This is a genomic window from Pseudomonas sp. S44, assembly GCF_016624805.1.
In the GTDB taxonomy this organism is placed as follows: Bacteria; Pseudomonadota; Gammaproteobacteria; order Pseudomonadales; family Pseudomonadaceae; genus Aquipseudomonas; species Aquipseudomonas machongensis.
Window position 1 is genome coordinate 17,231 of the sequence record NZ_JACVTY010000047.1, and the last position, 11,078, is coordinate 28,308.

Below are 11,078 nucleotides of genomic sequence, written 5' to 3' on the forward strand. Positions count from 1 at the left end.
TGACAGGAACGGTGGTGGATCATCGGGCTATTCCAAGGCCGTTCGCAGGCAAGCCCAGGGCTACGAAAGGCGCGCCCGATCGCGACAAGGCCTCTACCCAAGCCCTGCCTGAGGCCGTTTATGCCCCACAGCCCCTCCCGTCGCACCTTCGTCAAAGGCCTCGGCGCCGCCACCGCAGTGGCCGGCCTGGGCCTCTGGCGCCCACTGGCCAGCGCCGCCGAAGGCCATCGCCCAGGCCAACCGCTGCAGGGTCAGGACTTCGAACTGTACGTGGGCCAGACCGCCGTCAACATCACCGGCCGCCCCCGCACTGCCCTCACCGTCAACGGCAGTTTGCCCGGCCCGCTGCTGCGCTGGCGCGAAGGTGACAGCGTAACCTTGCGCGTACGCAACCGCCTGGCCGAACCCACCTCGATCCACTGGCACGGCATCATCCTGCCCGCCAACATGGACGGTGTTCCGGGCCTGAGCTTCGCCGGCATCGAACCTGGCGGCGACTACCTTTACCACTTCACCCTGCGCCAGAGTGGCACCTACTGGTACCACAGCCATTCCGGGCTGCAAGAGCAGGCGGGGGTCTATGGGGCAATCGTCATCGAACCGCGCGAGGCCGAGCCACACGCCTACCAGCGCGACCATGTGCTGCTGTTCAGCGACTGGAGCGATCAGGCCCCCGAAGCACTGCTGGCGACGCTCAAGAAGCAGTCCGACGCCTTCAACTACCACAAGCTCACCGTGGGTGACTTCATCGAGGATGTCGCTCGCGACGGCTGGCGCAAGACCGTCGACGAGCGCCTGATGTGGGCCAGCATGCGCATGAGCCCCACCGACCTTGCCGACATCAGCGCGGCCACCTACAGCTACCTGCTCAACGGCCAGCCGCCGGACGGCAACTTCACCTGCCTGTTCCGCCGCGGCGAGACGGTACGCCTGCGCCTGATCAACGCCTCGGCCATGACCTACTTCGACTTCCGCATCCCCGGCCTGAAACTCACGGTGATCGCCGCAGACGGCCTACCCGTGGTGCCGGTGACGGTCGACGAACTGCGCATCGCCGTGGCCGAAACCTTCGACGTACTGGTCGAGCCGGGCGATGCGCCAGCCTACACGCTGTTCGCCCAGAGCATGGACCGCACCGGCTTTGCCCGTGGCACCCTGGCACATGCTCACGGCCAGCAGGCGCCCGTCCCCGCAACGGACCCACGCCCCCGCCTGACCTTGAACGACATGGGGCATGGCGGCATGGGCGGCACCGCAATGGCAGACATGCCTGGCATGGACCACGCCAGCATGGCCGGCATGGATCACGCGGCAATGGCCGCCATGCAGCTACACCCGCCCAGCGAGACTGACAACCCGCTGGTCGACATGCAGACCATGGCGCCCCGCCCAAACCTGGGCGACCCCGGTATCGGCCTGCGCGGCAACGGCCGCCGGGTGCTGACCTACGCCGACCTGCGCAGCCGTTTCGAAGACCCCGACGGCCGCCCGCCTTCACGCGATATCGAACTGCACCTCACCGGCCACATGGAGCGCTTTGCCTGGTCATTCGACGGCGTGAAGTTCAGCGACGCCCAGCCACTGCGCCTTACCTATGGCGAGCGGGTGCGCATCACCCTGGTCAACGACACCATGATGGCCCACCCCATTCACCTGCATGGCATGTGGAGCGACCTGGAGGATGAACAGGGCAACTTCATGGTGCGCAAGCACACCCTCGATATCCCGCCCGGCACTCGCCGCAGCTACCGGGTCAGTGCCGACGCCCTGGGCCGCTGGGCCTACCACTGCCACCTGCTCTACCACATGGAGACCGGCATGTTCCGCGAGGTACGGGTCGATGAATGAGTTCAACAGCCGCTGGATCCTGACCAGCATCACACTGCTGGTGCTACTGGCCAGCGAAGAGGCACGCGCACAGCAGAACCCGACCCAGCCCAGCACGGCGTTGCCGGTCATCACCGATGCCGACCGCCGCGCCGCCTTCCCCCTTTTGCCGGGCCACCAGGTACATGACGATGCACTGAACGGCGCGGTGATCGTCGATCAACTCGAATACCAGCACTTCGACAACAGCGGCGTGCTGAACTGGAATGCCACCGCCTGGATCGGCGGCGACATCGATCGCCTGTGGCTGCGCAGCGAAGGCGAACGTGAACAGGGCATCACTCACAAGGCCGAACTGCAGGCGCTATGGGGCCATGCCATCAGCCCCTGGTGGGAGCTGGTCGGTGGTATACGCCAGGACTTCAAACCTGCCAGCGGCCAGGCCTGGGCAGCGTTCGGCATCCAAGGTACGCCGCTGTATGGGCTGGAGTTCGAAGCCACCGCCTATGCCGGCGAGCGACAGCAGACCGCGCTGCGCCTGGAGGCCAGTTACGCTATGCTGCTGACCAATCGCTGGATCCTCGAACCGAACATCGAAGCCAACTTCTTCGGCCGTAACGACGCCGGGCGCGAACAAGGTTCGGGGCTGGCCGAAAGCGAAGTTGGCCTGCGCCTGCGCTATGAAATCACCCGCAGCTTCGCGCCCTATGTCGGCGTCAGTTTCAACCGCGTGCACGGTACACGCGCCGACCAGGCCCGTGAAGACGGCGACGACCCCGCGCAGACCCGTCTGGTCGCAGGTGTGCGCCTGCGTTTTTGAAGGAGTTAGACCATGCTACACAAACACCTGATGGCCTTTGGACTGCTGGCCATCAGTGGCCTGGCCCAGGCCGCCGACGTCATCGATGTCTACCGCGACCCCAACTGCGGCTGCTGCAAACAGTGGATCAGCCATCTGCGCGACAACGGTTTCACGGTCAACGACCATGTCGAGCCGAACATGAGCGCGGTCAAGCAGCGCCTGGGCGTCGCACCACGCCTGGCGTCTTGCCACACCGGCGTGATCGACGGCAAGTTCGTCGAGGGGCATGTGCCCGCCGAACAGGTGCGCCTGTTGGCCAAACGCAGCGATCTCAAGGGGCTGGCCGTGCCGGGTATGCCCATGGGCTCACCTGGCATGGAAATGGGTGACCACAAGGATGCCTATCAGGTCATCGGCCTGACTCAGGACGGCCAGGACACTGTGGTCGCCGAATACTGATGCTCAGTCTCTGGGCGCTGTTTTTCAGCGCCTTTGGCGCGGCCACCTTGCTGCCGCTGCAGTCCGAGGCGGTGCTGGTCGGCTTGCTCCTGCGCAACCCCGACGCCTGGCTCACGCTATTGCTGGTAGCGACCCTGGGCAACGTGCTCGGCTCGCTGGTCAACTGGCTGCTGGGCCGAGCGATCGAGCGCTTTCGCGAACAACGCTGGTTTCCGTTCAGCGCCAGCCAGCTGCAAAGTGCACAACGACGCTACCAACGCTGGGGGCAGTGGTCGCTGTTGCTGAGCTGGATGCCCGTGATCGGCGATCCACTGACCCTGATCGCCGGCATCATGCGCGAACCATTCTGGCGCTTCCTGCTACTGGTCACCCTGGCCAAGGCCGGGCGTTACCTGGTGGTCGCGATGATCACCCTGGGCTGGTTTCACAACGGGTAACACCTTTCACGGTTCCGAGGGTCAACTGACTGCTACAGTCGCCTCTTTCTACTTGAACCTACACGGAGTACCCCGATGCTGCGCGCAACCGCCCTGGCCCTGGCCTGCCTCGTCGGCAGCTCGGCCATCGCCGCCGAGTCGCCCACCTACGGCAAACAGCTAGAAGGTTTCACCTACCCTCACCCGCTCAAGCACTTCGCTCTCACCTCCCAGGGCCAAGCCCTGCAGATGGGCTACATGGATGTCCCTGCGCAGGGCAAGGCCAATGGTCGCAGCGTGGTGCTGATGCATGGCAAGAACTTCTGCGCCGCCACCTGGGAAACCACCATCGATGCCCTGAGCAAGGCCGGCTACCGGGTCATCGCCCCGGACCAGATCGGCTTCTGCACCTCGAGCAAGCCGGAGCACTATCAGTACAGCTTCCAGCAACTGGCCGACAACACCCATGCACTGCTTCAACAGCTTGGCATCGACAAGGTCACTGTGCTGGGCCACTCCACCGGTGGCATGCTCGCCACCCGCTATGCGCTGATGTACCCACAGCAGGTGGAGCGACTGGCCATGGTCAATCCGATCGGCCTGGAAGACTGGAAAGCCCTGGGCGTGCCCTATCGCAGTGTCGATCAATGGTATCAGCGTGAACTCAAGCTCGATGCCGAAGGCGTGCGCAACTACGAGCGCAACACCTACTACGCCGGGCGCTGGAAACCGGAATACGAGCGATGGGTACAGATGCTGGTGGGCTTGAACAAAGGGCCAGGGCACGAGGCAGTGGCATGGAACTCGGCGCTGATCTACGACATGATCTTCACCCAGCCTGTGGTCTACGAGTTCAAGGACTTGAAGATGCCGACGCTGTTGCTGATCGGCGACAAGGATACTACCGCCATCGGCAGCGACATCGCCCCGCCAAAAGTCAAGGCCCGCCTGGGCAAATACGCAGAGCTGGGACCGCAGGTGGCCAAGCTGATTCCCCAGGGGCAACTGGTCACCTTCGCGGGCATGGGACATGCCCCACAGATCGAGGAACCTGAAGCGTTCCACAAAGCCTTGATCAACTGGTTGCAGCAGTAGCTCTCGCCTTGCGGCAAGCTGGGAGCGGCCTGCTACAGCCACAAGGCCGCTCCTGAACAGACGGCTCGGGTAGAGCTGTCACGCCCGCCAGACCTGCTCTTCGCTCCACCCCAGTTCGGCAAAATCATCCGCACGCAGGGGCGCTTCCTCCTCGCAGAAGAATTCGTCCAGCTGCGGCGGGCGCACCGAGGTGTCGCTGAGCATCGCATGCACCTGCCCGCGGTGATGGATCTGGTGTTCGAACAGGTGCGCGAGCAGGCGCAGGCGCTGCTCGCGCTGGACCCGGTCAGGCCGCACGATACTCACATAGCGCCGCAACTGGTCGTCACGCAACAGTCGGCAATACGCGATCAGGCGCTGGTCGGCCTGGGCCTGCTGGGCGTGCAGGTCGGTGCAGGTAGCAAACGGCTGTTCAGGCTCGAAGAAGCGCTCGCCATCCGCCTCGGGGGCTTCGCCGCGCTGCTCGCACTCCAGGGCATTGAGGTAGAACCAGTCCACCGTCAGCAGGTGATTGAGCGTGGCCTTGATCGAGGGAAAGAAGCTGCAACGGGGGGCGACGAACTCGTCGTGGTTCAGTTGCAGGCATGCCTTGTACAGGCGATGGTTGGCCCAGCCATTGTTGTAGGCCTGGGTCAGCAGATGGTGCGACAGCAGCTCCATGGTCGGCTCCTTCAGGCGAAGCGTTGCAGTTGCATCTCCCGCAGCCGGCTCAGGGTCCGCCTGAACGGGAACGCCAGATACCCTTGAGTGTAGAGCGCTTCGAGCGCAACCTCAGCTTCCAGGTGCAAGGCGACCCGACGGTCGTAGCATTCGTCGACCAACGCGATGAAGCGCCGCACACTGTCATCGCGGGGCGACAGCGCCGGTAACTGGCGATCACCGGCCACTACACGCCGGGCGCCGTCCTCGGTTCCGCGGGCGATGCGCCCGGCACGTTGCACCCCGCCCAGTGCTGGCAGCCCCTCCAGCAGGATGGCCGTATAGCGGTCACACAGGGCCATGAACTCAGTCGCCGCCAGCGGTTGCTCGCACAGGTCGGCGAAGCAGCACCAGATCACCTGCTCGCTGCGGCGAATCACCTGGATCTGCCGCGACCCGACCTGCAACGGTTGGTCGGTGCCGGGGTCATCCGCGCTCAGTTGCCGGAATACCTCGACCATTGCGCCGGGCTTGCCCGCCTCGGCAATCCAGTAGCGCTGGCGATGTTCGCCGGGGTGCAGGCGGTGGTCTCGTTCACCAGCCACGGAAACGATCTGCATGTGCCGCTGGATCGCGGCGATGGCCGGCAAGAAGCGCTCCCGATTGAATCCGTCGAGATACAGCTGGTCGGGCGGCTGGTTGGACGTAGCGACGATCACCACGCCCTGATCGAACAGCACCTGAAACAGGCGCCCCAGGATGATCGCGTCGCCAATATCGCTGACAAACAGCTCATCGAAGCACAGTACGCGGATATCTCTGGCCAGCTCTTGGGCCAACGCATGCAGTGGGTCGGCAGTGCCACTCAGCAAAAACAGGCGCTGGTGCACCCAGGCCATGAAGTGATGAAAATGCTGTCGCCGGGAAGGAACCGCAAGGCACTGCTGGAATTGATCCATCAACCAGGTCTTGCCACGTCCGACCGGGCCCCACAGGTAGACGCCCTGGCCGCTACGCCCCTGCTCCAGCACCTCGAAGCAATGCTGCAGGGCGGCAACAGCCTCAGCCTGTGCAGGATCGGCGGCAAAGCCTTGCTGCAGGATGGCTTGCTGATAAAGGGCGTAGGGCGTCATGGCGATGGATCGTGGGCAAATCGCCATGGTAATGGGGTTTCCCGGATCCGCCATCAACTCCCGCTCAGGCCCACCTTCAGCAGCGCCCCATCCTTGGCGTCGGTCAGCACGTAAAGGTAACCGTCCGGCCCCACCCGCACATCACGAATACGCGCCTTGAGTTCCCCCAACAGGCGCTCTTCGTGGACGATCTTGTCACCGTCGAGCTGCAGACGAATCAGCTCCTGGGTGGCCAACGCACCGATGAACAGGTTGTGATCCCACGCCTTGAAGGTCGGGCTGTCGTAGAAGGCCATGCCACTGATACCTGGGGACTTCTCCCACACATGGTGCGGATCTTCCATACCCTGGACATGCTTGCCCTTGGCCTCGGGGATCGGCAGCAGCGAGTAGTTGATGCCATGGGTCGCGATCGGCCAACCGTAGTTCTTTCCTGCCTGGGGAATGTTGATCTCATCGCCGCCGCGTGGGCCATGCTCGTGGGTCCAGAGCTTGCCTGTCCAAGGGTTGAGCGCCGCGCCCTGCTGGTTGCGGTGGCCGTACGACCAGATTTCCGGACGCACATTTTTCTGGCCGACGAAGGGGTTGTCCTTGGGCACCTCGCCATCAGGCAGGATGCGGACCAGCTTGCCCTGCAACTTGTCCAGATCCTGGGCGGTGGGGCGCTGGTTGTTCTCGCCCAAGGCAATGAACAGATACCCCTCGCGGTCGAACACCAGTCGCGAACCAAAGTGGTTACCGTCAGACAGCTTGGGTTGCTGGCGGAAGATCACGGTGAAGTTTTCCAGGCGCGCGCGGTCCTGCGACAGCTGGCCACGTCCGACCGCCGTGCCTGCCTTGCCGTCCGCGCCCTCCTCGGCATACGACAGGTAGACCGTGCGATCCTGGGTGAACTCCGGCGAAAGCACCACATCCAGCAGACCGCCCTGCCCTTGCGCCCAGACCTTGGGCACCCCTGACAGCGGCGGCCCGACCTTGCCTTCGGCCCCGACGATGCGCAGGTTGCCTGAGCGCTCGGTGACGAGCATATCCTTGCCCCCCGGCAGGAATGCCAAAGCCCACGGGTTGACCAGACCATCAGCAACGGTACTGACGGTCAACTGCCCTTTTTCGCTCGGAAACTGCCTGTCGCCGGCAGCCTGCGCCAATAGCGGAAACAGCGCGGCTGCAGCCAGGGTGGTCATCCAGATACGTGACGTCATGCGGGGATCCTTCCAATCAAGAGGCTCAGGGCGCACGTTGTGAATCGCGCGGTGGCCGAGTGGGTTCCAGGTTCGGGGTCTGTTGCTGACGGCGCAGGTTGTCACCGTTGCCGATGCCGCGGTTGTCCAGCGCAGGTGGCCGCACAATCGGTTGGGTCGAGGGACCGCGTACCGGCGGCGTCGCAGGCACACCGCCTTGGCGGCTATTGGGGTTGGCGCGCTGAATCGGACTGTTGTAGGGATTATTGCGGTCGCTGGCGGCAAGCAAGGGCATCTGCACGGGGGCCGCGTGCGCGGGAAGGCACAGCAGCAGGCTGATGGCGAGGAAAGGCAGTGTAGGTTTCATCCTTCATCTCCGGTACAAAAAGTCGCGCCCAAGCGTTGGATAGCCTAAGGCGCTTCAGGTTCGCGACAAAAGCATGAAAACCAATGGAGTTGATTCGTGATGTTTCCTTCAGGCCGGAAGCGCTCGGAGCGACAGCGAGGGTTTCACCGATGGAATGTATTTGCCACACTCAAGGGCCCTCTACAGCCAAGGCCCCCTGACATGACCGCCTGCTTGCGTAACTCAGCCCGACTGTGCCTGGCCCTGCTGCTGGCCCTCGCTCTCAATGCCTGCGCACTGCTGCAAAACCGCGATCCGCTGAACATCAATGTCATCGGTATCGAACCCCTGCCCGGGCAGGACCTGGAGTTGCGCATGGCAGTGAAGATACGCGTGCAGAACCCCAACGAGACGCCGGTGGACTTCAACGGTATTGCACTGAATCTGGAAGTGAACGATCAACCGTTGGCGGCAGGTGTCAGCGACCAGCGCGGGCATATCGGCCGTTATGACGAGGCGGTGATCGTGGTCCCGGTGAGCATCACCGCGTTTTCGTTCTTGCGCCAGGCGTATGGCCTGAGCCAAACCCAATCGCTACAGGGATTGCCCTATGTGCTGCGTGGGAAGCTGGCCGGCGGACCGCTGGGTACGGTGCGCTTCACCGATAAAGGCAAGCTCGATCTGCCGCAGCCTGGGGGTGCAGGCTGGTGAGGATCAGCGGTTGGCGCTGGCTGCCGCCATCATCTTGTTGACTTCGCTGCGAACCATGTCGGCGAACTCCGGAGGCGACATACCCTCCAGCTCGGCACGGACCCATTCGGCCCACTTGCCCTTGCGTCGGGGTTTCTCGGCGATCATTCGGGCTGCTTCACCCTTGGCCTTGCCGAGGTTGCTTTGCCAAAGCTGAAACAGTCGGGCTTTTTCCGCCTCGATCTGCGCGCGTTCGGCGAAATCTCTGTTGGCCAGATTGAAACTCATGGTCTTTCCTGCCGCTTGAAAATGAGCGCTATCTTACACCTAGCGGCGAGGCGCTGGTATGCCGGTGCAACTTTCGACGCACGCCGTTATCCACTGTACAAGTCAATCCATCTACGAGGACGTGTTCATGGCCAGGAAATCCACCGCAACAGTCGACAGCGATCAGATCAAGGACCAGGTATTCAGTGAGCTGCAGGCCTTGATCGAGGAGTCCGAAAAGCTTCTCGACGACAGCGCCTCACTGGTGGGCGAAGAAGCCGACACCTTGCGCGCCCAGCTTGGCCTGAAGCTGCGTCAGGCACGCCAGGCTACCAGTCGTCTGGGGCAGAAGGCACAGCCGGTGGTAGATGCCACGCAGGAGTACATTGGTGGTCATCCGTGGCAGACCGTCGCGATTTCCGCAGGTTTCGGGCTGGTGGTCGGCTTGCTGCTCGGCCGTCGTCAGTAAGCTGACGCGCCCCCGCGGGCCCGCTCGCCCTCAGGCGGGCTGGGCCATCGGGATGCCGCTGTGAAAGCGCATCTCCATATCTGGCGAGCTGATCAGCTCGGCTTCCACTTCCCTCACCTTCTCCAGCACCCGCGCGATATCAGCTTGTTCACCATAGTGGTGCGCCAGTTTCAGGTAGCCCTGGTAATGACGTGCCTCACTCTTGAGCAGGCCGTGGTAGAAGGTGCCAAGCTCCTCATCCAGGTGTGGCACCAGCGCTGCGAAACGCTCACAGCTGCGCGCCTCGATAAAAGCGCCGACGACCAGGGTATCGACCAGCTTGACCGGCTCGTGAGCACGCACGACGCGGCGCAAGCCCGAGGCATATCGTCCTGCCGAAACAGGCCGCAGGGGGACGCCACGACGCTTCATCAGGCGCAGAACCTGTTCATGGTGCACCAGCTCCTCTCGGGCCAGGCGCGACATCATGTTGATCAAGTCCAGATGGGTGTTGTACTTGGCGATCAGGCTGAGCGCGGTGCTGGCGGCCTTGAACTCGCAGTTCTTGTGGTCGATCAGCAGGGTTTCCTGGTCGGCGAGCGCCGCTTCGATCCAGGCGTCAGGCGTAGGGCAGCCAAGGAAGGCGTCGATTTCAGGGGTCAGGGACATAAGCTCACAGCTGGGTAGCATCGCAGGAGCGCGGATTATACCGAGGGCGATGCCGATCGCCAGCGACTATGCTTGATACACGTCAAACGGCGCGATACATACCGCCGACTATAGTCAGGCATTGGCCTTCATATCCCAACGGAGTCATGCCCATGCAAGCCGTTCGCAGCATCCTCGTCGTACTCGACCCCGAGCACGCCCACAGCCGGGCGTTGACCCGGGCCAAGCTGATCGCCGGGGTGACCGGCGCACGCCTGCATCTGCTGATGTGCGACAAGAAGCAGGACCATAGCGCCCTGCTCAGCCTGCTCAGTAGCCAACTGCATGATGATGGCTACGACAATGTCACCCATGAGCAGGCCTGGCATGACACGCTGCATGAGTCGATTATCAGTGTGCAGCAAGCCGAAGGGTGCGAACTGGTGATCAAGGAGCATCGTCCGGACAATCCGCTGCGCAAGGCACTGCTTACACCCAGCGACTGGAAACTGTTGCGCCAATGCCCCTGCGCCGTGCTGATGGTCAAAAGCGAACGGCCCTGGACCGGCGGCAAGATCCTCGCGGCGGTGGATGTGGGGAATCAGGACGGGGATCATCGGCGGCTACATGCCAGCATCATCGACCATGGCTATGCGATCGCCAGCCTGGCCAAAGGCGAGCTGCATGTGATCAGTGCTCATCCCTCGCCGATGCTGTCGGCGTCCGACCCGGTGTATCAGCTCAGCGAAACCATCGAAAAACGCTACCGCGAAGCGTGCTCGGCATTCCAGGCGGAGTTCGATATCAGCGAAGATCGCCTGCATGTCGCCGAGGGGCCTGCCGATGTACTGATTCCCTATACCGAGAAACAGATAGATGCGGTGGTCACCATCGTCGGTACCGTTGCGCGCACGGGGATATCTGGCGCCTTGATCGGCAACACCGCCGAGGTGGTGCTTGATTCACTCGAGGGGGATGTACTGGTGCTCAAGAGCGAGGAGGCCACGACGCACCTGGCCGAGTTGGCGCGCGGTTGATTGCGATACAGATCGGTTTTTCGGTCGCTGTTTTGCACGGCCAGAAAGACAAAACCCCTACCTGCTCGCGCAGATAGGGGTTTTGCGAAA

At 63.1% G+C, this 11,078-nt stretch carries 14 protein-coding genes; 8 read left to right on the forward strand and 6 right to left on the reverse strand.

What is annotated here, in order from left to right; all coding sequences use genetic code 11:
* Window positions 1–120 precede the first annotated feature (120 nt).
* The 5 genes from IAE40_RS24160 to IAE40_RS24180 all read left to right on the forward strand — a co-directional run bounded on the left by IAE40_RS24160 (window position 121) and on the right by IAE40_RS24180 (window position 4,599).
* Window positions 121–1,848, forward strand: a complete 1,728-nt coding sequence (locus tag IAE40_RS24160) for a copper resistance system multicopper oxidase (RefSeq protein WP_200603993.1) — start codon at window positions 121–123, stop codon at window positions 1,846–1,848.
* Complete coding sequence (locus tag IAE40_RS24165; RefSeq protein WP_200603994.1) at window positions 1,841–2,647, forward strand: copper resistance protein B; 807 nt, start codon at window positions 1,841–1,843, stop codon at window positions 2,645–2,647. Before IAE40_RS24160 ends, IAE40_RS24165 begins: the two co-directional genes overlap by 8 nt.
* A 12-nt stretch (window positions 2,648–2,659) precedes the next feature.
* Window positions 2,660–3,088 carry a DUF411 domain-containing protein gene (locus tag IAE40_RS24170; RefSeq protein WP_054895330.1) on the forward strand — a complete coding sequence of 143 codons (429 nt, stop codon included), beginning with the start codon at window positions 2,660–2,662 and terminating at the stop codon, window positions 3,086–3,088.
* Complete coding sequence (locus tag IAE40_RS24175) at window positions 3,088–3,525, forward strand: YqaA family protein (RefSeq protein ID WP_200603995.1); 438 nt, start codon at window positions 3,088–3,090, stop codon at window positions 3,523–3,525. Before IAE40_RS24170 ends, IAE40_RS24175 begins: the two co-directional genes overlap by 1 nt.
* A 75-nt stretch (window positions 3,526–3,600) precedes the next feature.
* Window positions 3,601–4,599 carry an alpha/beta fold hydrolase gene (locus IAE40_RS24180; protein ID WP_200603996.1) on the forward strand — a complete coding sequence of 333 codons (999 nt, stop codon included), beginning with the start codon at window positions 3,601–3,603 and terminating at the stop codon, window positions 4,597–4,599.
* A gap of 78 nt (window positions 4,600–4,677) precedes the next feature.
* Here the strand turns inward: IAE40_RS24180 and IAE40_RS24185 are convergent, their stop codons facing one another.
* Genes IAE40_RS24185 through IAE40_RS24200 form a run of 4 tightly spaced genes read right to left on the reverse strand, consistent with a single transcriptional unit; the run spans window position 4,678 to window position 7,919 of the window.
* Window positions 4,678–5,259 carry a DinB family protein gene (locus tag IAE40_RS24185; RefSeq protein ID WP_063545535.1) on the reverse strand — a complete coding sequence of 194 codons (582 nt, stop codon included), beginning with the start codon at window positions 5,257–5,259 and terminating at the stop codon, window positions 4,678–4,680.
* A gap of 11 nt (window positions 5,260–5,270) precedes the next feature.
* Window positions 5,271–6,371, reverse strand: coding sequence for a cell division protein ZapE (gene zapE, locus IAE40_RS24190; RefSeq protein ID WP_234465238.1), 1,101 nt, complete (start codon window positions 6,369–6,371; stop codon window positions 5,271–5,273).
* A gap of 53 nt (window positions 6,372–6,424) precedes the next feature.
* Complete coding sequence (locus IAE40_RS24195) at window positions 6,425–7,573, reverse strand: PQQ-dependent sugar dehydrogenase (RefSeq protein ID WP_200603997.1); 1,149 nt, start codon at window positions 7,571–7,573, stop codon at window positions 6,425–6,427.
* Between the two features lie 25 nt (window positions 7,574–7,598).
* Window positions 7,599–7,919: a hypothetical protein gene (locus IAE40_RS24200; RefSeq protein WP_197893337.1), complete on the reverse strand. Its 321-nt coding sequence runs from the start codon at window positions 7,917–7,919 to the stop codon at window positions 7,599–7,601.
* Window positions 7,920–8,120: 201 nt separating this feature from the next.
* Here IAE40_RS24200 and IAE40_RS24205 point away from each other — a divergent pair, with 201 nt between their 5' ends.
* Window positions 8,121–8,609: an LEA type 2 family protein gene (locus tag IAE40_RS24205; RefSeq protein ID WP_054895324.1), complete on the forward strand. Its 489-nt coding sequence runs from the start codon at window positions 8,121–8,123 to the stop codon at window positions 8,607–8,609.
* A 3-nt stretch (window positions 8,610–8,612) separates the two neighbouring features.
* Here the strand turns inward: IAE40_RS24205 and IAE40_RS24210 are convergent, their stop codons facing one another.
* Window positions 8,613–8,876 carry a hypothetical protein gene (locus IAE40_RS24210; protein WP_054895323.1) on the reverse strand — a complete coding sequence of 88 codons (264 nt, stop codon included), beginning with the start codon at window positions 8,874–8,876 and terminating at the stop codon, window positions 8,613–8,615.
* A gap of 127 nt (window positions 8,877–9,003) precedes the next feature.
* On the opposite strand from IAE40_RS24210, the gene IAE40_RS24215 reads away from it, so the two are divergent.
* On the forward strand, window positions 9,004–9,324 hold the full coding sequence (locus IAE40_RS24215; protein ID WP_054895322.1) for a DUF883 family protein: 321 nt from the start codon (window positions 9,004–9,006) through the stop codon (window positions 9,322–9,324).
* A 30-nt stretch (window positions 9,325–9,354) separates the two neighbouring features.
* Here the strand turns inward: IAE40_RS24215 and IAE40_RS24220 are convergent, their stop codons facing one another.
* On the reverse strand, window positions 9,355–9,972 hold the full coding sequence (locus IAE40_RS24220; protein WP_197893339.1) for a tRNA-(ms[2]io[6]A)-hydroxylase: 618 nt from the start codon (window positions 9,970–9,972) through the stop codon (window positions 9,355–9,357).
* Window positions 9,973–10,124: 152 nt separating this feature from the next.
* On the opposite strand from IAE40_RS24220, the gene IAE40_RS24225 reads away from it, so the two are divergent.
* Window positions 10,125–10,988, forward strand: a complete 864-nt coding sequence (locus IAE40_RS24225; protein ID WP_054895320.1) for a universal stress protein — start codon at window positions 10,125–10,127, stop codon at window positions 10,986–10,988.
* Window positions 10,989–11,078: the final 90 nt, after the last annotated feature.